The organism is Hafnia sp. CBA7124, from assembly GCF_002355555.1.
In the GTDB taxonomy this organism is placed as follows: Bacteria; Pseudomonadota; Gammaproteobacteria; order Enterobacterales; family Enterobacteriaceae; genus Hafnia; species Hafnia alvei.
This window is the reverse complement of record NZ_AP017469.1, coordinates 699,574-721,887: the sequence shown is the minus strand read 5'-3', so window position 1 is coordinate 721,887 and position 22,314 is coordinate 699,574. Positions and strand designations below refer to the sequence as shown.

Below are 22,314 nucleotides of genomic sequence, written 5' to 3'. Positions count from 1 at the left end.
GGACAATGCGTTATACGCCAACTAATCAAAGACCAAATAGCAAAATTGGGATTAGTCGAAATGGCCATTACGGATAGTTTAGTGGTAATAAAAACACAAAAAAAAACACCCCAACGAGAACGCTAGGGTGTTTTATTCAGCCATCACGCTAATCAAATTAGCGTGATGCAACAAGCATTACAGAACGTCTTTGCAGTTCAGTTCGTCAAATGCCAGTTCCAGACGAGCAATCATGCTAGTCTGAGCAGCACGCAACCAAACGCGTGGATCGTAGAATTTCTTGTTAGGTTTGTCTGCGCCTTCTGGGTTACCCAGCTGGCCCTGCAGATAGCCTTCGTTTTTCTTGTAGTAGTTCAGAATACCTTCCCATGTTGCCCACTGGGTATCGGTATCGATATTCATTTTAACTACGCCGTAGCTGACCGCTTCTTTGATTTCTGCTGCAGTAGAACCAGAACCACCGTGGAATACGAAGTTCAGGCTGTTGTGTGGCAGGTTGTGTTTCTTAGAAACGTATTCCTGAGAGTTGTGCAAGATTTTTGGCGTCAGCTGTACGTTACCTGGCTTGTATACACCGTGTACGTTACCGAAAGAGGCAGCGATAGTGAAACGTGGGCTGATTGCGTTCAGTTTAGTGTACGCGTAATCAACGTCTTCTGGCTGAGTGTACAGCGCAGAGCTATCCATATGGCTGTTATCAACGCCATCTTCTTCACCACCGGTGCAGCCCAGTTCAATTTCCAGCGTCATGCCGATTTTAGACATGCGGGTCAGATACTTGGAGCAGATTTCGATGTTTTCTTCCAAAGACTCTTCAGACAGGTCGATCATGTGAGAAGAGAACAGTGGTTTGCCAGTAGCGGCGAAGTGTTTTTCACCCGCGTCCAACAGGCCGTCTAACCATGGCAGCAGTTTTTTCGCGCAGTGGTCAGTATGCAGGATCACTGGAACACCGTAGTGTTCAGCCATCTGATGTACATGATGCGCACCAGAGATAGCACCCAGGATTGCAGCACCCTGAGGAACGTCGGTTTTCACGCCTTTACCAGCGATAAATGCAGCACCGCCGTTTGAGAACTGAACGATAACCGGAGCACGTACTTTAGAAGCCGCTTCCATTACCGCATTGATTGAGTCTGTACCAACACAGTTAACTGCAGGCAATGCGAAATTGTTTTCTTTAGCGATCTGGAAAACTTTCTGAACATCATCACCAGTGATGACACCCGGTTTAACAAAATCAAAAATTTTAGACATGTTACGTCGTCCTGTTTCGTGGGCCGTAAGTAAAAAATAAATCGTTTTCAGCTACTTGCTACACGCTTATCACGAATATCGTCATAGAGCGCCGTGTATCCAAATAGATAGAACAACGGGAGGCTCGGCCTCCCGTTACGGTTCATTACTGCTTAGCACGTTCTTCCAGCATCACTACCGCTGGCAATTTTTTGCCTTCAACGAATTCTAAGAATGCGCCGCCGCCAGTAGAGATGTAGGAAATTTTGTCTGCGATACCGAACAGATCGATAGCCGCCAGAGTATCACCGCCGCCTGCGATAGAGAATGCTTCACTATCAGCGATTGCTTGAGCAACGATCTCGGTGCCTTTGCGGAAGTTAGGGAACTCGAACACGCCGACTGGGCCGTTCCACAGAATGGTTTTCGCATTCTTCAGAATTTCAGCCAGCTGATGTGCAGAAGCATCACCCAGATCCAGAATCTGCTCGTCATCTTTAATGTCGTTTACAGATTTCAGCGTTGCAGCCGCAGTTTCAGAGAACTCGGTAGCAACACGGACGTCGGTAGGTACTGGGATATTACAGGTAGTCAGCAGTTTTTTAGCTTCATCAACCAGATCGGCTTCGTACAGTGATTTACCTACGTTGTGGCCTTGAGCAGCAACGAAGGTGTTCGCGATACCACCACCAACAATCAGCTGGTCAGCGATTTTAGACAGAGAGTCCAGAACGGTCAGTTTGGTAGAAACTTTTGAACCACCAACGATAGCAACCATTGGGCGTGCTGGGTTACCCAGCGCTTTGCCCAGTGCTTCCAGCTCTGCAGACAGCAGAGGACCCGCACATGCGATAGGTGCAAATTTACCTACGCCGTGGGTTGAAGCCTGTGCACGGTGTGCAGTACCGAATGCGTCCATGACGTAAACGTCACACAGCGCAGCGTATTTTTTAGACAGGGTTTCGTCGTCTTTCTTTTCGCCTTTGTTGAAGCGAACGTTTTCCAGAACAACCAGTTCACCTTCTGCAACGTCAACACCGTCCAGATAGTCTTTAGCCAGACGAACTGGAGACTTCAGGTGGTCTTTCAGATAGTTAACAACCGGCAGCAGAGAGTACTCTTCGTTGTATTCGCCTTCGGTAGGACGACCCAGATGGGAAGTAACCATTACACGAGCGCCCTGCTTCAGAGCAGCTTCGATAGTTGGCAGCGATGCACGGATACGCGCATCAGAAGTCACTTTGCCTTCTTTAACTGGAACGTTCAGATCTGAACGGATCAGGACACGTTTACCAGCCAAATCCAAATCGGTCATCTTAATTACAGACATGGTGAACCCTCTCGTTGATTCTCTTAAAGTTGCTTGACCGTCACAGCTGCACAGGCTGCTGTGCCGTACTGGAAACCGCTTGGAACATTGCCAGCGTCGTATCTAACATACGATTGGCAAAACCCCATTCGTTGTCACACCAGACCAACGTTTTTATCAAGTGTTGACCGCTGACGCGCGTCTGCGTGCCATCAACAATGGCACTGTGCGGGTCATGATTAAAATCGGTCGAAACCAGTGGTAATTCTGTATAGTCAACTATACCACGAAATGAGGTGCTTGCTGCCTTTTGCAGTAGGTGGTTGACATCACTCACCTTTACTGCGGCCTGCACGCTGACGCTCAAATCGATTGCCGTCACGTTAATCGTCGGCACTCGCACTGAAATCGCCTCAAAGCGATCGCAGAACTTAGGAAAAATGCGGGTGATACCAGCCGCTAACTTCGTGTCGACGGGAATTATAGACTGGCTGGCGGCACGCGTCCGACGCAGGTCGGAATGGTACGCATCTATCACCGGCTGATCGTTCATTGATGAGTGAATCGTGGTAACGGTACCCGATTCAATCCCAAACGCATCATCGAGCAATTTAATGATAGGGATAATGCAGTTAGTCGTGCAGGATGCGTTAGACACAATGTGGTGTTCTGGCTGCAATTCCTGCTGGTTCACACCGTAGACTACGGTCGCATCAAGATCGTGACTGCCTGGATGGGAGAACAAAACTTTTTTGGCCCCCGCCATAATATGAGCTTCACCATCGGCTCGACTGCCATAAACACCACTACAGTCGAGTACGATATCCACACCCAGTTCACGCCACGGTAAATCTGCAATCTGCTTCTCATGCAGCAGACGAATTGTGTCATCGCCTACCCACATCGTATCCCGTTCCTGACGGACATCCCAAGCAAAGCGCCCATGACTGGAATCGTATTTCAATAAATGAGCCATGCCTTCCGCATTTGCCAATTCATTTATCGCTACCACGGACATCTCTACTCTACGGCCAGATTCGTATAACGCGCGTAATACGCTGCGCCCGATTCGGCCAAAACCGTTTATTGCGATGCGAATAGTCATATCACTCCCTGCGCCAAACGCAGTTTAAAACGAAAGTTTTAAGGCAAGAGCATAGAGTAATCCAGCATCGAAAACGATGGAAATCCCGCTGTCACATAATCTCGATAATTGATGTTTCATCAATCAACTGAAACGCTTCAGCCAAGAATAAACCAAAGGCTCAATAAAAGAAATAACCTCAATAAAATGGGCGTTATGCCTCGCTTTCTTTCGCTTAAAATGTGCTATAGCTCACAATTTATGGGCATTAAAGCCCATCGTTAAGCATAAAAAAACGGGACTGCCCTGCGGCAATCCCGTTTTTATCAGCGATAACTACCGAATTATTTCAGCAGCGCTTTCGCTTTAGCGACAACGTTGTCTACAGTGAAGCCAAACTCTTTGAACAGCAGCTCAGCTGGCGCAGATTCGCCGAAGGTCGTCATACCGACCACGGTACCGTTCAGACCAACATACTTGTACCAGAAGTCAGCGATACCGGCTTCAACAGCAACGCGAGCGCTCACTGCCGCTGGCAGTACGGACTCACGGTATGCAGCGTCTTGCTTGTCGAAGACTTCAGTTGCCGGCATTGAAACGACGCGAACCTTACGACCTTCTGCGGTCAGCTGATCTGCGGCGTTCACAGCCAGTTCAACTTCAGAACCGGTCGCAATGAAAATAAGCTCTGGCTGACCAGCGCAATCTTTCAGGATGTAACCACCGCGAGAGATGTTAGCCACCTGCTCTGGAGTACGATCCATCTGTGCCAGATTCTGACGCGAGAAGATCAGCGCAGATGGGCCATCGTTACGCTGAATAGCGAACTGCCATGCAACCGCAGATTCAACCTGGTCACATGGACGCCATGTGTTCATGTTTGGTGTCACACGCAGGCTAGCCATCTGCTCAACCGGCTGGTGAGTTGGGCCATCTTCGCCCAGACCGATAGAGTCATGGGTATAAACGAAGATATTACGGATTTTCATCAGCGCTGCCATGCGAACGGCGTTGCGTGCATACTCCATAAACATCAGGAAGGTAGCGCCGTATGGCAGGAAACCGCCGTGCAGAGCAATACCGTTCATGATGGCTGACATACCGAATTCACGTACACCGTAATGGATGTAGTTACCGGCCAGATCTTCGTTCAGTGGCTTAGAACCAGACCACATAGTCAGGTTGCTTGGTGCCAGGTCAGCAGAACCACCTAGGAATTCAGGCAGAACTTTACCGAAAGCTTCCAGCGCGTTTTGAGACGCTTTACGGCTTGCGATTTTCGCTGGATTAGCTTGCAGGTGATCGATGAATTTCTTGGATTCTTCAGCCCAGTTAGCTGGCAGTTCACCGCTTACGCGACGTTTGAACTCAGCGGCCAGTTCAGGGAATGCAGCCTGATAGGCAGCAAATTTCTTATCCCAAGCGCTTTCTTTTGCTTTGCCGGCTTCTTTAGCATCCCACTGAGAATAGATTTCCTGAGGGATTTCAAACGGAGCGTAGTTCCAGCCCAGTGCTTTACGGGTTGCTTCAATTTCAGCGGCACCCAGTGGTGCACCGTGAGCTTCATGAGAACCGGCTTTGTTCGGTGAACCGAAACCGATGGTAGTTTTGCACATCAGCAGAGATGGCTTATCGGTTACTTTACGTGCGTCTTCGATAGCCGCTTTGATTGCGTCGCTGTTGTGACCATCTACGCCACGGATAACGTGCCAGCCGTAAGCTTCAAAACGCTCAGCGGTGTTATCGGTGAACCAGCCTTCAACGTGACCATCGATAGAAATACCGTTGTCATCATAGAACGCGGTCAGTTTACCCAGCTTCAAGGTGCCTGCCAGAGAGCAAACCTCGTGAGAAATGCCTTCCATCATGCAGCCATCACCCAAGAATGCATAGGTGTGGTGATTCACGATATCGTGACCAGGACGGTTAAACTGCGCGGCCAAAGTACGTTCAGCAATTGCCATACCCACCGCATTCGCGATGCCCTGACCCAGTGGGCCAGTGGTGGTTTCTACGCCTGGGGTATAACCGTATTCTGGGTGACCTGGAGTTTTAGAGTGCAACTGACGGAAATTTTCCAGCTCGGTGATTGGCAGGTCATAGCCAGTGAGGTGCAGCAGGCTATAAATCAACATAGAGCCATGGCCGTTAGAAAGCACAAAGCGGTCACGATCGGCCCAATTTGGATTGGTCGGGTTGTGATTCATGTAATCGCGCCACAGGACTTCCGCGATATCAGCCATACCCATAGGGGCACCTGGGTGACCAGAATTGGCTTTCTGCACAGCGTCCATACTGAGTGCACGGATCGCATTGGCAAGCTCTTTACGAGAGGACATGTTCTACTCCAAGTCGGATTTAAAGAAACAGGGTTCGGGGTATTTTCTCAGACTACGTATGAAAACAGCAATCCCTAAGGCTAAATGAGTCGATGATGTCTCATTATATTTCTCTTAATAGCAGATTAATCCGCTTTCATACGGGGTCTGTATAGACAGAATACATACTCAATGACAGCCTAATTGGCGCTGAATACACTACCACAGATCGTCATTCAATCTCTGGAAAGACTGCACCCAAGGAAAATAACATGAACAAAATAACACTTCCTCTTATTGCTCTAACAGCCTCTGCCTTCCTCAGCGGCTGTCAAAACATGAATACTGAAGGACTGATGCAGTCTGGCGCGCAGGCCTTTCAGGCCGCAACGCTTTCTGATGCACAGGTCAAAGCCCTAAGTGAACAGTCTTGTGCGGAAATGGACAGCAAGAACCAAATTGCCCCTGCGGATAGCACCTATGCCAAACGTCTGGCGACCATTTCAAAAGCACTGGGCAGCGATATCAATGGTACCCCAGTCAACTATAAAGTCTACGTGACGAAAGATGTCAACGCATGGGCAATGGCTAACGGCTGCGTGCGTGTCTACAGCGGACTTATGGACATGATGAATGACAACGAAGTCGAAGGCGTACTTGGGCATGAAATGGGCCACGTTGCATTAGGCCATTCGCGTAAAGCGATGCAGGTGGCTTATGCCACCACGGCTGCACGTACCGCCATTGCCGCCAGCAGCGGTATCGGCGCGCAGCTATCCCAATCACAGCTCGCAGATCTGGGAGAAAAACTGGTGAATTCGCAGTTCTCACAAAAACAAGAAAGCGAAGCCGACGACTACTCTTTCGATCTGCTTAAAAAGCGCGGAATCAACCCGATTGGGCTAGCCACCAGCTTCGACAAACTGGCCTCTCAGGAAGCAGGGCGTCAGAGCAGCATGTTTGACGACCACCCATCTTCTCAGGCTCGTGCCCAGCACATTCGCGATCGCATCGCCGCAGAGCAGTAATAAACTCAGGCTCCGATATCATTTCGGAGCCATTTTCACTTCGTTCCCGCCCACAAAATTGCTTCTATTTTAATCGTAAATTAACTACTTCCAGCTTCTGCCTAATGATAGTCTCAGCCGATTTTACTGTATAAAAATCATACAATTAACCTATCATTTGTCAACGGAAGATAAAGATAATGAACATTAAAACGCTTATCGCGATAGCCATCGCATCGGCCACATTAACCGGCTGTGAGAATATTAATACCCAAATGGCCGCGCAGTCTGGCGTGCAAGCGATTCAGGCCGCAACGCTCAGCGATGCCGATGCCAGATCCCTCGCCAATCAATCCTGCAAAGAATTGGATAGCCAAAGCCAAATCGCCAGCAGCAAAAGCAAATATACCAAGCGCTTAAACAAAATTGCGAAGGCGATGGGTAACAACATCAACGGGCTGCCGGTTAACTACAAGGTGTACATGACCGATGACATCAACGCGTTCGCAATGGCAAACGGCTGCATCCGCGTATACAGCAGCCTGATGGACATGATGACTGACGATGAAATCGAAGGCGTGTTAGGTCATGAAATGGGGCACGTGGCACTCGGCCACAGCCTGAAAGCCATGAAGGTCGCTTATGGCACCATCGCGGCAAGAACGGCGGTAGCCTCCACCGGCGGCGTGGCCGCCGAGCTATCACAAACGCAGTTAGCCGATCTGGGCGAAGCGCTGATCAACTCGCAGTTCTCACAGCATCAGGAATCTGAAGCCGACGACTTCTCTTATGATTTCCTGAAAAAGCACAAGCTGAACACGCTGGGGTTGGCCACCAGCTTTGAGAAACTGGCTGAGCTCGACGGTGGCCGCAAAGGCAGCATGTTCGATTCACACCCACCATCAACTGAGCGCGCACAGCATATCCGCGATCGTATCGCAGCAGACAAATAAGATCTGACGCATAAAAAAACCGCAGCTTTTCTTTGGCTGCGGTTTTTATTTAACGATTCTAACCAAACAAATTAGTCGTCGGCTTTCTCGCCTTTCGCCTCTTTGGCTTCGATTTCACGATACCAGCGTGGGTGATGCTTACGCGCCCAGCGACGGCTGACTTTACCTTCCACCATGCCTTTGATCGATCCCTTAACCCAGAAGGCCATATACATATGGATCAGGATCGCGTGGATCAGCACGATAGCCGCAGCCGCATGGATCAGCAGCGAATAGCGCACCATTTCTATCGGGAAGTGCTGGGCAAAATACGGACGCCAGATAATGATGCCGGTGACCAGCAACACGAAAATCAGGCTCATGATGCTCCAGAACATCATTTTCTGACCGGCGTTATATTTACCCACATCGGCAACTTCGTGTTCATTACCTTTAAGCACTTCAACGATGTTCACCACCCACGGCACGTCTTCACGTTCAGGAATGTTGTGCTTCACAAAACGGAAGAACATGAACATCAGCGCCACAAAAATCAGCACGCCAAAGAATGGGTGCATGATGCGCCCCATCTGCGGTGTACCAAACGTTTGTGTCAGCCACTGCAACGTTGGAAAGAACAGCGCGATGCCAGATAGCGAAACCAAGAAGAAACAAATTACCACCGTCCAATGACAGGCACGGTCGATGAATTTGGTACGAACGATCATTTTACTTTTACTCATGATGGTTCCCCTTCTCGTCATCACCTTCTTCTTCGTCGCTCACCTCTTTGTTCGGGCCTACGCCAATGTAGTGATAAATCAAACCGGCAAAGGTCGCGATAAATCCCGCTACCGACAGCGGCTTCAACACCCCTTTCCACAAACCAACCGCCATATCGATCTTCGGATCTTTCGGCAGGTTGTGATAAAGCTCTGGCTTATCCGCATGATGCAGAACATACATCACGTGAGTGCCGCCAACGCCTTCGGGGTTATAAATACCCGCATGCTCAAAGCCACGTTTTTTCAGCTTCTCAACGCGCTCGCTCGCCACTTCCAGCATCTCTTTCTTGCTGCCGAAATGAATCGCACCGGTCGGACACGTTTTCACACAGGCCGGTTCTTGTCCCACGCTCACGCGGTCAACGCACAGTGTGCATTTGTACACACGGTTGTCGTCCGGATTTAAGCGAGGAATATTGAACGGACAGCCTGCGATGCAGTAGCCACAGCCGATACAGTGTTCAGACTGGAAATCGACGATGCCGTTTGCATACTGAATGATTGCACCTGCCGACGGGCATGCCTTCAGGCAGCCCGGATCGGTACAGTGCATGCAGCCATCCTTACGGATGAGCCACTCCAGCTTGCCGTTTTGCTCGACTTCCGAGAAACGCATCAGCGTCCAAGATTTAGCGCTCAAATCGGCAGGGTTATCGTAAACCCCAACGCAGTGCCCTACCTCGTCACGAATGTCGTTCCACTCAGAACAGGCTACCTGACAGGCTTTGCAGCCAATACAGGTAGACACGTCGATAAGCTTAGCCACTTCTTCTTTGTAGTCGCGAGCCTGCGGCGGCGGCGTTAAGGCATTAGTCGCCGAACGCTTGATAATGTCTTGTGATTGCATGGACATAAGTTCGGCTCCTTACACCTTTTCCACGTTAACTAAAAACGCCTTGTACTCTGGCGTTTGCGAGTTAGCGTCGCCAACGAACGGAGTCAGGGTGTTGGCGATAAAGCCTTTGCGCGCCACGCCTTCAAAGCCCCAGTGAATAGGAATACCCACGGTATCCACTTCCTGACCATTGACCTGCAAGGTACGCAGACGGCGAGTCACCACCGCTTTCGCTTTGATAAAGCCGCGTTTGCTGCTGACTTTCACCGTATCACCGTGCTCAATGCCCTTCGCTTTCGCCAAACCTTCGCTGATCTCCACGAACTGTTCAGGCTGAACGATGGCGTTAAGACGCGCATGCTTCGTCCACGTGTGGAAATGCTCGGTCAGACGATACGTGGTACCGACGTAAGGGAACTCAGTCTTGTTACCCATACGTTTGGCATCCGCCTCATACAAACGCGCCGCCGGATTGGAGATAACGTTTGGATGCAGTGGGTTGGTACCCAACGGTGTTTCAAACGGCTCGTAGTGCTCAGGGAATGGCCCTTCCGCCATCTTGTCGATGGCAAACAGACGACCCAAGCCTTCCGGCTGCATGATAAACGGCCCGACGCCGCTGCCCGGTGCGGCGGTGTTGTAGTCTGGAATATCGTTTCCGACCCACTTACTGCCATTCCATTCGATCAGCATGCGCTTAGGATCCCACGGTTTACCCATTGGATCTGCCGACGCACGGTTATAAATAATGCGGCGGTTCAGCGGCCATGCCCAAGCCCAGCCCAGCGTGTTACCTAAGCCTGACGGATCGCTGTTATCACGATTCGCCATCTGGTTGCCCTTGCTGGTCCAGCTACCGGCATAAATCCAGCAGGCGCTTGCCGTGGTGCCGTCATCGCGTAGATGAGAAAAGGTATCCAGCAACTGGCCTTTCTTGGCTAACAACGTGCCGTTAGCGTCGTACAAATCGGCCAACGCATAACCGTTGTTCTCTTTCGCCACTTCTTCAGATTCAGGATGATCTGGCTGCTCATAGCCCCAGCCCATTTTCAGTAACGGCTCAACGCCTTTACCGCCTTCATTCTGGTACATGGTGCGTAGACGGTGGTACAGACCGGCAAGAATTTCGCCGTCGTTACGCGCTTCACCTGGGGCGTCGGCGCCTTTCCAGTGCCATTGCAGCCAACGGCCTGAGTTTGCAATCGAACCATCTTCTTCTGCGAAGCAGGTTGAAGGTAGACGGAAGACTTCAGTCTGGATCGATGCAGTATCAACCTCGTTCATCTCACCGTGGTTTTGCCAGAAGTTTGACGTTTCTGTCACCAACGGATCGATAATCACCAGATATTTCAGCTTAGAAAGCGACTCAACGACCTTATTCTTATCTGGGAACGACGCCACTGGGTTAAAGCCTTGGCAGATATAGCCGGTGACTTTGCCCTGATCCATCATCTGGAAGTACTTCATCACGTCGTAGGATTGATCCCACTTCGGCAGCCAATCAAAGCCCCAGTTATTTTCTTTCTGCGCATCGTCACCATAGAAAGCCTTCATCAAGCTGACGAAGAATTTCGGATAGTTACCCCAATAGTTAACCTGACCCGGCAGCGTCGCTTTTGGCGTATTGGCTGCCAGATAAGTTTCTAGATTGGTGTGTTTTTCTGATGGCAGCGTCAAATAGCCCGGCAGGCTGGTAGACAGCAAACCAAGATCGGTAAGACCCTGAATATTAGAGTGACCACGTAAGGCGTTAACACCGCCACCGGCCATCCCCATATTGCCTAACAGCAGCTGGATCATCGCCATAGTACGGATGTTCTGCGCACCCACGGTGTGCTGAGTCCAACCCAATGCATACAGGAACGTCGTTGTACGATCGGCTGCGCTGGTTGACGCTAAGACTTCGCAGACTTTCAGGAAATCCGCCTGCGGCGTACCACAGATGTTTTCCACCACGTCTGGCGTATAGCGACTCACGTGCGCTTTCAGCAGATTCCACACACAGCGCGGGTGCTGCAAAGTGTCATCGCGTTTGGCATAGCCATTTTCGTCGAACTGATAGTTCCACGTAGTTTTGTCGTACTGACGTTTAGATTCGTCATAGCCGCTGAACAAACCGTCTTCAAACGTAAAATCATCACGCACCAGCAGGCTGGCGTTAGTGTAGTTTTTAACGTATTCAGCGTTAATTTTGTTGTTAGAAATCAGGTACAGCAAAACGCCCGACAAGAAGGTAATGTCGGTACCAGAGCGGATCGGCGCATAAATATCCGCGACCGAAGCGGTGCGGGTAAAGCGCGGATCGACCACAATCAGCGTGGCGTCATTGTTGTTTTTGGCTTCCATCGCCCAGCGGAATCCGACCGGATGCGCTTCAGCGGCGTTGCCACCCATCACCATAACTACGTTGGCGTTTTTGATATCAACCCAGTGGTTGGTCATCGCACCGCGACCAAATGTTGGAGCAAGACTTGCTACCGTTGGTCCGTGTCAGACGCGCGCTTGGTTATCAACCGCCAACATGCCCAGTGAACGGGCGAATTTTTGCGTGAGCATACCGGTTTCATTGCTGGCCGCAGAGGCGCACAACATACCGGTTGAAAGCCAGCGGTTAACCGTGACGCCTTCGGCGTTTGTCGTTTCAAAATTCTTATCACGGTCGTTTTTCATCAGCTTGGCGATGCGCTCAAAAGCATCGTCCCAGCTAATGCGCTGCCATTTATCAGAGCCTGGCGCACGGTATTCAGGGTAACGCAGACGATTTTCACTGTGGATATAATCCAGCAGGCCAGCACCTTTCGGGCAAAGTGCGCCACGGTTTACCGGATGATCCGGGTCCCCTTCAATGTGAAAAATCGTTGATTTCGCGTTCTTGGCACCATCGCCAAGGCTATACATCAATAACCCACAGCCAACAGAACAATAGGTACAGGAGTTACGGGTTTCTTTTGCACGCAGCAACTTATAGTTACGTGACTCCGCCAGCGCCATAGTAGGAGTAAATCCTAAAACTGCCGCTGTTGTACCAGCCATCCCGCCGGCGCAGATTCTAAAAAACTGTCTGCGACTGACGTCCATTGCCATCCTCATTGCTTCAATGATGTTTTTGTCAGCGGCAAACTAACAGTTACAACCCTGCTCATATTGAGTCAAATCAAAAAATAGAACTATTCACTCAATATTTACCCCTTAATAAGTAGAAAGGGTAACGTTTCGTTAACTCCAGTGGCACACAGAATAAGGATTTGTAGGATTTATCTGCAATCAGATAGTCATTCAAAAAATTAGATTAAAAAAGGGATTATTGATGTAAATATATTAAGAGGAATAACAAAATAAATAGATATAACATCCATAAGTGGGTAAACGGGCTCTCTTAAGTTTGAAAAATCCTGTTGACACATTTTTTATCCCACACCTCCAACGTTTTACCCAACCTTTATAACGATCGCCTTATTCTGGTTTTATCGCATGAGTATCCATGCCGATGAGGCGAAAACGATGTGCAAAATTATTACGCTGCAGCCCATGCATTATTCCCAAATGCTTTGCCAACAGTCTCACAGGGTGGGTGAATCGGTTTTTGCCTCCACCAGCCGCCCAATCAGTATGAAAATCCAATTGTTGTTGGCAAAAAAAATTAGCCATCCATAACGAAAAAAGGCGGCCCAAAGGCCGCCTTGATATCAGTAAAACGCGAAGATTATTCGCCTTTTTTATCTGCCTGAATATAGAGCATTTCCAGCGCCAGCGTTGCAGCTGCCAGCGCGGTGATTTCAGATTGATCGTAAGCCGGAGCGACTTCCACCACGTCCATACCGACGATATTAAGATCCTTCAGACCACGCACCAGTTTGAGCGCACGGTCAGAAGTCAGTCCGCCAATAACAGGAGTACCAGTACCTGGCGCAAAAGCAGGATCCAAGCAGTCGATATCAAAGGTCAGATAGACCGGCATATCGCCGACGATCTGTTTGATCTGTGCTAACACATCATCCACGCCACGATCGTTCACCTGCGCGGCATCCAACACGGTAAAACCATTATCGTGATCGAATTCAGTACGAATACCGATCTGTACCGAGTGGTTTGGATCGATCAGGCCTTCATTAGGCGCATGGAAGAACATCGTGCCATGGTCAAATTTGCTGCCGTTAGCATAGGTGTCGGTATGTGCATCAAAATGCACCAGCGCCATTTTGCCAAAATGCTTCGCATGCGCACGCAGCAAAGGCAGAGTCACAAAGTGGTCACCGCCGAAGGTCAAACAACGCTTACCGGATTCCAGCAGCTTTTCGGTATGAGCCTGCAAAGAGTCACTCATATCCTGCGCGTCACCGAAATTAAATACTACGTCGCCACAGTCAACCACGTTTAAGCGATCGCGCAGATCGAAGTTCCATGGCCAGCGGTTGCCTTCCCACGCCAGATTAGTGGAGACCTGACGAATTGCCGCTGGGCCATGACGCCCACCAGCACGACCTGAAGTCGCCATATCGAAAGGTACACCGGTGATAACCCAATCAGCATCGCTGTCGTATGGCTGGAAGTTCAGCGGAAAACGCAGGAAGCCAAAGGCGTTAGAAACCAGTGAGTTATCGGGTTTATTGCCCAGGGTGCTCATAATCAATCCTCGTAAAAGGCCGCAGTTATCGCTGGCCGAAGTCAAAGTACCGATGAAAAAAAAATCCCTTCCGCGTCGTTAGCCCGACGAGAAAGGGATTTATTGTTCGCTTTAAAAGCTGCTGTAGACGATTATCGCCGTAAAATTTCGACTCTTCAAGAGCAGGATAAAATCATTGTTTTTTCTTTATAAAAACAATGTATTACTATAAATTATGCTGGCTTTATCAGAAGTTAATTTAATAATAATCATAGGTTATTGTCACAAGCCCGATTCATTACTGTCTATTAATGGTGCTCTATATGGATATGGAAACAGCAGATTTTATTACCGTCAAAGCTCTCGTCGATCTATTTATAAAACAAGAACACATTATAAATCGGTTAGATATGATTAAAAATCAAAGCATTAACGATTGGGAAAAATGGCTTCAGCTTGAATTAGAGTTTTTTATGCGCCAGCATGAATCGATCGCGAATGTAGAAAGAGAAGTCCCTTATCTCTGCGATCGACGTTCTGCCCCAGATCGATTTACCATGTTTGTTGACCTGAAATTCAGAAAAAAAAGAGCACGCTTAGACTCATACATTTTTCTAGAATTAAAATGCTCACGAAGCCCAACTGCGCTGATTAACAACATGGAAAAAGACATTGAGAAACTAAGCTGTATGAGGGCGTCAGGCGATGATGGGCGCTCTTTTTGGTGTGTAGGTTTTTATACCAATACAAGTGAGCGAAGCGCGACAACCATTAAAAAGCGCCTAGGCGATTATTACTATAAACATCATGAAAGTATTCCTCTCCAAAAGGGAGAAATTGGCTACGTAATAATGTAATTATCGTGAGAATGCCCGAATGCGTGTTTACCATCCGGGCATAAAAGAGCTTACTGGCTCACGATATCCAGAAACCGTTTTATCTCTACCAGTTGCTCTGGATTGTATCGACAGGTTCCCACTTCAATTTTGGGTTTGTTACGCCCGTGGAAATCACTGCCGCAGGTCACATAAGCCCCCTGCTCCAAGGCAAAATCATATAAGCGCTGCGCCAGTTCATCATCATGGTAGCTGGAGAACACTTCAATTCCCGCCACGCCAGATTCCAGCATCAGCTCAAGTATCGCCTCATGTTCTTCTTTCACATTGGCCCCGATATGCGCAATAACGGGAATGCCACAGTTGTCACGGATCAAATCCGCCATCTCTTCCAGAGCCGGATAGGTCACTGGCTGATAGCAGGCTTTACCTGGGCCGAAAAAATCCCAGTAAAAGTTGATTAATGGCATATCGGCGCGCGCACCACCGGAGCGGTACGGCAGCAATAGTGGATTATTGGCATTACGCTCATCTTCAAGAATAGCCTCGCCCATTTGCTCTTCCTGAGGCAAACGGCCATTCGCCAGCCGCGCTAAATGCTCGTCGTCAATAAAGAAACCGAACTCGCGTAGCTTCGCCAACTTCACGGGCACCAGCTCACGCTGAATATCGTTGAAGTTTTCATGCACCTGCGTGAAATCATCCGATGGCGTAAAGCCATAGCCGAGCAAATGAAAGTTACGTCCTTGGAAGGTACAGTCGATTTCAATGCCAGAAATGATATTCAGCGCATCACTTCGCCACTTCTCAGATTCAGCAAACGAAAACGCCGAATTGTGATCGGTTATCGCCAGCGTGGTAACGCCTTCACGAACGCAGCGAGCAATCAGTTCTGCAACCGGATAATCTGCGTCATCACTATGATGCGAGTGCATATGCAGGTCGACTTTTTCCATGTGAATACTCCCATTCTTCAGATCGGTATAATTTCTCACTATACATCAGCCACAAAAAAGGGTGCCGAAGCACCCTTACACTTTGTGATCTCGATGTCTGTTAGATCAACCGATCACTCATCTTCAAGATAGGTATACCCGTAGAGACCAGACTCAAATTCATCCAAGAACTGGGTTTGTAGCTCAGCGTCGAGATCCGTTTTGCGGACCTGATCGCGGAAGCGGGTCAACAATACTTCAGGATCGAGCTGAACATATTCCAGCATCTCGGCAACCGTATTGCCTTCGTCCGAGTCTTGCACTTCAACGCTGCCGTCTTCAAAGACAAAGACGTCCACCGAAGCCGTATCCCCGAACAGGTTGTGCATGTTGCCCAGAATCTCTTGATAGGCACCGACCATGAAGAAGCCAATCAACGGCGGATTTTCTGGATCGTACTGCGGCATCGGCATCGTCGTTGCGATCCCATCGCCGTCGATGTAGTGATCGATGGCACCATCTGAGTCACAGGTAATATCCAGCAACACCGCACGACGCTCAGGCGCCTGATCCAAACCGCTCAACGGCAGAACGGGGAACAGCTGATCGATCCCCCACGCATCAGGCATCGACTGGAACAGCGAGAAGTTCACATACAGCTTGTCAGCCATACGCTCCTGCAGTTCATCAATGATCGGACGGTGTGCGCGATTGCTTGGATCAAGATGTTCTTGGATCTGGCTACAGATCGTCAGATATTGCTGCTCAGCCCATGCACGCTGGGTTAAATCTAAAATACCGTGCGCATACTGGCTGTGCACGTCGTTCAGATCGAGCTGGCTATCGTGCAGCCATTCACGCAATGAACGTTTGGTATCAGAATCCTGCATCTCTTCCCATGTAGACCACAGGCTTTGCAGCGCACGAGGCGCATCTTCAGCCGGAGCCACAGGCGCGTGGAATTCATTACGTTCAACGCCAATCACATTAGAAACCAGCACCGTATGATGCGCCGTTACCGCACGACCGGACTCCGTGATCACCGTTGGGTGCGGCAAACCGTGTTCATTACAGGCATCACCGATACCCCAAATGACGTTATTCGCGTATTCGTTCAGGCCATAGTTCACCGAGCAATCAGACTGAGAACGTGTTCCTTCGTAGTCCACGCCCAAACCGCCGCCAACGTCAAAGCACTGGATATTCACGCCTAGCTTATGTAACTCAACGTAGAAACGTGCAGATTCGCGCACGCCGGTGGCGATATCGCGAATGTTTGCTAACTGAGAACCTAAATGGAAATGCAGCAGTTGCAGGCTATCCAAACGACCCGCTTCACGCAGGGTTTCAACCAGTTGCAATACTTGCGTTGCCGCCAAGCCAAATTTAGATTTCTCACCGCCGCTCGACTGCCATTTACCGGAGCCTTGCGAAGATAAGCGCGCACGCACGCCAAGGCGGGGCACCACGTTCAGGCGCTCGGCTTCTTCCATCACCAGCTTGATTTCAGACATCTTCTCGATAACCAGATACACCTTGTGACCCAGTTTTTCGCCGATCAATGCCAAACGGATGTATTCACGATCTTTATAGCCGTTACACACAATCACGGAACGCGTCATACCAGCATGAGCCAGCACCGCCATCAACTCCGCTTTCGAACCTGCTTCTAAACCTAAGGGCTCGCCGGAATTCACTAACGACTCAATGACGCGACGATGCTGGTTTACCTTAATTGGATAAACCAAGAAGTAGCCGCCTTCATAGCCGAAAGATTCACGCGCACGCTTAAACGCCGCGTTAATTGAACGCAGGCGATGTTGCAGGATCTGCGGGAAACAGAACAGCGCAGGCAAACGCTGGTTGCTCTCTTTTTGCAGCTTCTCTACCAGTTGCGTCAGATCGACGCGCGCTTCTGGGACGTCGGGATCGGGACAAACTGAAATATGACCCAACTCGTTGACGTCATAATAGTTGCCACCCCAGTAGGCGACGTTATAAGTACTCAGCATTTTGCTGGCATTACGATCATTCATGGCAACCTCCTGCATAGAACGCAATTGATGATGTCCGGCCGCTTCCTGCGGACGTTGGCGAAGTTCGTTAGACATGACGAACTCCTTGTGCACTGTCGTGGCAAATAATGGAATTATTCACAGCACGGTTATTCACTATCGCAGCAACATCTGCGCTTAACAACCCACACGCCGGGATTTTTGGCGTGACCACAAAGCTCAGCACCGGACAAAATGCCGGACTGATATAAGTATAAGAGCAAAACACGTCGCTAACTCCGTGGGTCGGGGAGTGCATTCTTGAATGCAGGATAAACCCCAATGAAAATTCGCCTGCGCGTTGTTTGGTAGTCATACCACGCTGCAGGTTACCCTTGTTCAGTCATCAGTTACCGCTATCGGCGTAAGAATCCTGAGTCGCGCCCCATCTTCACCAAAGTGGTGAATAACATCGGGAAAATGCGAGAAATGCAGATAAATAGGAAGGAAGGCGCAAAGCGCGGAACAGCGGAGCGCCATCAAGACGCAGAATATTGCCGGAAGCAATAGTGTGGAACGCGACCGTTGTCGCTGAGATATTCGTGCGGATCATTACCTGAACCACCTCCATGCCTGCGGCTAAAATAACGCGCAGATCCAAAAAGTTAACAGTGTGTTGAGACTGACAGTATGAGCAACAACTCATACCCTCCTCGGCCGGAAGTGAGACACATAGCCGCCCCTTATCACTTGTATTTTCAGCAAGTTATCTAAAAATTACTGCTGTTAACACATTTTAGCGATTCGGTTAAAGCGTCATGCACCGGTAAGCCGCGCGCAGTTTATACAATCAACAGCTCGAAATTGCAAAATGAAATTTTGCTAAAAACTGTTTCTGTGCGTTTACGCAGGTGTAAAAGAACGGGCTGTATAGAAAAAAATACTTGTTTGCGGACATAAAGTGACAAAAAGACTAGAAAACTACGACGGGTCTGTCTTAAAATAGCCGTCCAGATGTTAATCCATCTATACTTATTGACTGATAAACTGCTGAACGGCTTTGCCTGAGGGGCGTTGCAGGATGCATCAGGCACCAGAGCTAGCCACAAGCTAGATACTGATGTACATACCCCAGCATTACGCAGTGACTCTAAACCCGTCTTTTAAAGGTAAAGAACACCATGGCTAAACACCTTTTCACATCTGAATCAGTGTCCGAAGGACATCCTGATAAGATTGCAGACCAAATTTCTGACGCCGTGCTTGATGCGATCCTCGAGCAGGATCCAAAAGCGCGCGTTGCATGCGAAACCTATGTCAAAACCGGCATGGTGCTGGTTGGTGGTGAAATCACCACTAATGCATGGGTAGACATTGAAGAACTGACCCGTAAAACCGTGGCTGAAATCGGTTATGTAAGTTCTGATATGGGCTTTGATGCTAACTCTTGCGCCGTTCTGAGCGCTATCGGCAAACAATCTCCAGACATCAACCAAGGCGTTGACCGTACCGATCCTTTAGAACAAGGTGCTGGCGACCAAGGTATTATGTTTGGTTACGCGACCAACGAAACCGACGTATTGATGCCTGCGCCAATTACCTATGCTCATCGCTTGATGGAGCGTCAGGCTCAAGTGCGTAAAAACGGCACTCTGCCATGGCTGCGTCCGGATGCCAAAAGTCAGGTCACTTTCCTGTACGACGACGGCAAAATTGCGGGCATCGACGCCGTAGTTCTTTCTACTCAGCACGCAGACACCATCAGCCTGCCTGATTTGAAAGAAGCGGTAATGGAAGAAATCATCAAGCCGGTTCTGCCGCCAGAATGGTTGTCTGCTAATACCAAATACTTCATCAACCCAACAGGCCGTTTCGTTATCGGTGGCCCAATGGGCGACTGTGGTTTGACTGGTCGTAAAATCATCGTTGATACCTACGGCGGCGCAGCACGTCACGGCGGCGGTGCATTCTCCGGTAAAGATCCTTCAAAAGTTGACCGTTCAGCGGCATACGCTGCTCGTTACGTAGCAAAAAATATCGTTGCTGCGGGTCTGGCGGATCGCTGTGAGATTCAGGTTTCTTACGCAATTGGTATCGCTGAACCAACTTCAATCATGATTGAAACCTTTGGCACCGAGAAAATCTCTACCGAGCAGCTGACCTTGCTGGTACGTGAATTCTTCGACCTGCGCCCATACGGTTTGATTCAGATGCTGGATCTGATCCAACCAATCTACCGTGAAACCGCAGCCTATGGTCACTTTGGCCGTGAGCACTTCCCTTGGGAAAAAACCGATAAAGCCGCACTTCTGCGTGAAGCCGCTGGCCTGAAATAAGGTTAACCCCAACTAAAAAAGCAGGCCTTTGTGCCTGCTTTTTTATTGTCTAAAAATTGACTCATCGATATTACCGCTCAAATGAAAGCGATTACATTAAATTCATACTTAAACTAAAAATACGTTTAATGATTAAAAAATACCCATATAAACCAATATAGTACCACTCTGTTTTATGGATTAAATTGTTTTAAAACCAATAAATTAGCCACGCAACACTGTAAGTAAATCCATAACCTTGTGACTACTCGCTTTCCGTATGAATGCCACATTAGTGTAAACGATTACATTTATGTGATCGAGAGCACTTACATTAGCGCCATAGATTCTTAACATGATAAGCATACAAACGAGTTTCTTTTCGGAGGCAGTATGAGTACTACCGTGAGTACACAATCGGTTCGCAAGACCCGTTCAAATGCCAGTCTAACGTTCTTTGTCTGCTTTTTAGCTGCGCTGGCAGGCTTACTGTTCGGGCTGGATATTGGTGTTATCGCTGGTGCTTTGCCATTTATCAGCGAGACGTTTCAAATCACCAGCTCTCAACAAGAATGGGTTGTGAGCTCTATGATGTTTGGTGCGGCAGTCGGCGCAGTGGGTAGCGGCTGGTTGAACTTCCGCATTGGCCGTAAATACAGCTTGATGATTGGCGCAATCCTGTTTGTGGTTGGCTCCCTGTTTTCTGCCTTCGCACCTGATGTTGAAATTCTGATCCTTTCGCGCGTACTGCTGGGATTAGCGGTAGGTATCGCATCTTATACGGCTCCGATTTATCTTTCTGAAATTGCACCAGAAAAGATTCGCGGCAGTATGATTTCAATGTACCAGTTGATGATCACCATCGGTATTTTGGCCGCTTATCTTTCTGACACCGCTTTCAGCTACACCGGCGCATGGCGCTGGATGCTGGGTGTCATCACTATTCCAGCTATTCTGCTATTGATAGGTGTGTTCTTCCTGCCAGATAGCCCACGCTGGTTAGCCGCACGCGGCAGCGATGAAAAAGCCCGCCGTGTATTAGAAAAACTGCGTGATACCAGTGAACAAGCCAAAAGTGAACTGGATGAAATTCGTGAAAGTCTGAAAGTGAAACAAAGCGGCTGGGCATTGTTTATTAACAATAAAAACTTCCGCCGTGCCGTTTATCTTGGCGTGTTGTTACAGGTGATGCAGCAGTTCACCGGTATGAACGTCATTATGTATTACGCACCAAAAATCTTCGACTTAGCGGGCTTTGCCAGCACCTCACAGCAGATGTGGGGCACGGTTATCGTGGGTCTGGTGAACGTATTAGCCACCTTTATCGCCATCGGTTTAGTTGACCGCTGGGGTCGTAAGCCAACCTTGATTCTCGGTTTTATCGTGATGGCTTTAGGTATGGGCACCTTAGGTACCATGATGAACATCGGTATCAGCTCCGTGTTTGCTCAGTACTTTGCCGTTATCATGCTGCTAATCTTCATCGTCGGTTTTGCCATGAGCGCCGGTCCACTGATTTGGGTGCTGTGTTCTGAAATTCAGCCGCTGAAAGGCCGTGATTTTGGTATCACATGTTCAACCGCCACCAACTGGATTGCCAACATGATCGTCGGGGCAACCTTCCTGACCATGCTGAACTCTCTGGGTAGCGCACATACCTTCTGGGTCTATGCCGGTCTGAACGTTATCTTCATCTTCATTACGTTAGCGCTGATCCCTGAGACTAAGAATATCTCTCTGGAACACATTGAACGTAATCTGATGCAGGGCAAACCACTACGTAAGATTGGGTCTAAGTAATTTAAATTGATGTAACACAAATACAAACAAGGCGGCCAGTGTGTCGCCTTGTTCGTATTTATATTAGAACAGTGAAAGGTTTCGTACGCCGGTTAGCTTTTATGTTTCCATGAAACCGCTGATGTAGGCGTCCGAGAAGAGGTTGCCAGCGCGCAACCTCTTCACTCTCGCGCTTTTTACCGAGTCGTTTGCCCGACCGGTTTCGGAGCGCACATCCTGTACGCCCTCAACCTGCCACCAGCATCCCTGCTGGCGGCTCTAAAATGCACTCTTTAAACATAAAAAAGACAAAAGACATTTTTGTCTTCTTATCTTTTTATTTTAT

General features: G+C 49.0%; 17 protein-coding genes. 5 read left to right on the top strand and 12 right to left on the bottom strand.

The window, feature by feature from the left end; genetic code table 11:
• Window positions 1–177: 177 nt before the first annotated feature.
• The 4 genes from fbaA to tkt form a co-directional block, all read right to left on the bottom strand.
• A complete protein-coding gene (gene fbaA, locus CPY98_RS03415) occupies window positions 178–1,257 on the bottom strand; it encodes a class II fructose-bisphosphate aldolase (protein ID WP_025799147.1) in 1,080 nt (359 codons plus the stop codon).
• A gap of 145 nt (window positions 1,258–1,402) precedes the next feature.
• Window positions 1,403–2,566 carry a phosphoglycerate kinase gene (gene pgk / locus CPY98_RS03410; RefSeq protein WP_025799145.1) on the bottom strand — a complete coding sequence of 388 codons (1,164 nt, stop codon included), beginning with the start codon at window positions 2,564–2,566 and terminating at the stop codon, window positions 1,403–1,405.
• 40 nt (window positions 2,567–2,606) lie between these two features.
• A complete protein-coding gene (epd, locus tag CPY98_RS03405) occupies window positions 2,607–3,650 on the bottom strand; it encodes an erythrose-4-phosphate dehydrogenase (protein ID WP_096386354.1) in 1,044 nt (347 codons plus the stop codon).
• A 323-nt stretch (window positions 3,651–3,973) separates the two neighbouring features.
• Window positions 3,974–5,968: a transketolase gene (gene tkt / locus CPY98_RS03400; protein WP_043490919.1), complete on the bottom strand. Its 1,995-nt coding sequence runs from the start codon at window positions 5,966–5,968 to the stop codon at window positions 3,974–3,976.
• A gap of 251 nt (window positions 5,969–6,219) precedes the next feature.
• Between tkt and CPY98_RS03395 the strand changes: the two genes are divergently transcribed.
• Complete coding sequence (locus CPY98_RS03395; RefSeq protein ID WP_043490917.1) at window positions 6,220–6,975, top strand: M48 family metallopeptidase; 756 nt, start codon at window positions 6,220–6,222, stop codon at window positions 6,973–6,975.
• A gap of 176 nt (window positions 6,976–7,151) precedes the next feature.
• Window positions 7,152–7,907, top strand: coding sequence for a M48 family metallopeptidase (locus CPY98_RS03390; RefSeq protein WP_025799137.1), 756 nt, complete (start codon window positions 7,152–7,154; stop codon window positions 7,905–7,907).
• A 71-nt stretch (window positions 7,908–7,978) separates the two neighbouring features.
• Here CPY98_RS03390 and fdnI read toward each other — a convergent pair whose 3' ends face one another.
• The 4 genes from fdnI to speB form a co-directional block, all read right to left on the bottom strand.
• Complete coding sequence (gene fdnI, locus CPY98_RS03385; RefSeq protein WP_025799135.1) at window positions 7,979–8,629, bottom strand: formate dehydrogenase-N subunit gamma; 651 nt, start codon at window positions 8,627–8,629, stop codon at window positions 7,979–7,981.
• A complete protein-coding gene (gene fdxH, locus CPY98_RS03380; protein ID WP_025799133.1) occupies window positions 8,622–9,524 on the bottom strand; it encodes a formate dehydrogenase subunit beta in 903 nt (300 codons plus the stop codon). The genes fdnI and fdxH overlap by 8 nt, the downstream gene beginning before the upstream one ends.
• 12 nt (window positions 9,525–9,536) lie before the next feature.
• Window positions 9,537–12,584: a formate dehydrogenase-N subunit alpha gene (gene fdnG / locus CPY98_RS03375; protein WP_157743833.1), complete on the bottom strand. Its 3,048-nt coding sequence runs from the start codon at window positions 12,582–12,584 to the stop codon at window positions 9,537–9,539.
• A gap of 625 nt (window positions 12,585–13,209) precedes the next feature.
• Complete coding sequence (gene speB / locus CPY98_RS03360) at window positions 13,210–14,130, bottom strand: agmatinase (RefSeq protein WP_025799129.1); 921 nt, start codon at window positions 14,128–14,130, stop codon at window positions 13,210–13,212.
• Between the two features lie 302 nt (window positions 14,131–14,432).
• On the opposite strand from speB, the gene CPY98_RS03355 reads away from it, so the two are divergent.
• Window positions 14,433–14,966 carry a hypothetical protein gene (locus CPY98_RS03355; RefSeq protein WP_096386346.1) on the top strand — a complete coding sequence of 178 codons (534 nt, stop codon included), beginning with the start codon at window positions 14,433–14,435 and terminating at the stop codon, window positions 14,964–14,966.
• 50 nt (window positions 14,967–15,016) lie between these two features.
• Here CPY98_RS03355 and CPY98_RS03350 read toward each other — a convergent pair whose 3' ends face one another.
• From CPY98_RS03350 to CPY98_RS03335, 4 genes are all read right to left on the bottom strand, one after another.
• Complete coding sequence (locus tag CPY98_RS03350; protein ID WP_096386344.1) at window positions 15,017–15,901, bottom strand: PHP domain-containing protein; 885 nt, start codon at window positions 15,899–15,901, stop codon at window positions 15,017–15,019.
• A gap of 113 nt (window positions 15,902–16,014) precedes the next feature.
• Window positions 16,015–17,991 carry a biosynthetic arginine decarboxylase gene (gene speA, locus CPY98_RS03345; RefSeq protein WP_040046206.1) on the bottom strand — a complete coding sequence of 659 codons (1,977 nt, stop codon included), beginning with the start codon at window positions 17,989–17,991 and terminating at the stop codon, window positions 16,015–16,017.
• Entirely contained in the window at window positions 17,984–18,250 is a 267-nt protein-coding gene (locus CPY98_RS03340; RefSeq protein ID WP_130983814.1) for a hypothetical protein, read from the bottom strand. Before CPY98_RS03340 ends, speA begins: the two co-directional genes overlap by 8 nt.
• A gap of 75 nt (window positions 18,251–18,325) precedes the next feature.
• Window positions 18,326–18,580 carry a hypothetical protein gene (locus CPY98_RS03335; protein ID WP_071842607.1) on the bottom strand — a complete coding sequence of 85 codons (255 nt, stop codon included), beginning with the start codon at window positions 18,578–18,580 and terminating at the stop codon, window positions 18,326–18,328.
• Window positions 18,581–19,055: 475 nt separating this feature from the next.
• On the opposite strand from CPY98_RS03335, the gene metK reads away from it, so the two are divergent.
• Together metK and CPY98_RS03325 are read left to right on the top strand one after the other, a co-directional pair.
• The gene (gene metK / locus CPY98_RS03330; RefSeq protein ID WP_025799120.1) at window positions 19,056–20,210 is read left to right on the top strand and encodes a methionine adenosyltransferase; all 1,155 of its coding nucleotides are present in this window, start codon (window positions 19,056–19,058) and stop codon (window positions 20,208–20,210) included.
• A 372-nt stretch (window positions 20,211–20,582) separates the two neighbouring features.
• Window positions 20,583–21,989: a sugar porter family MFS transporter gene (locus CPY98_RS03325; RefSeq protein ID WP_025799118.1), complete on the top strand. Its 1,407-nt coding sequence runs from the start codon at window positions 20,583–20,585 to the stop codon at window positions 21,987–21,989.
• Window positions 21,990–22,314 lie beyond the last annotated feature (325 nt).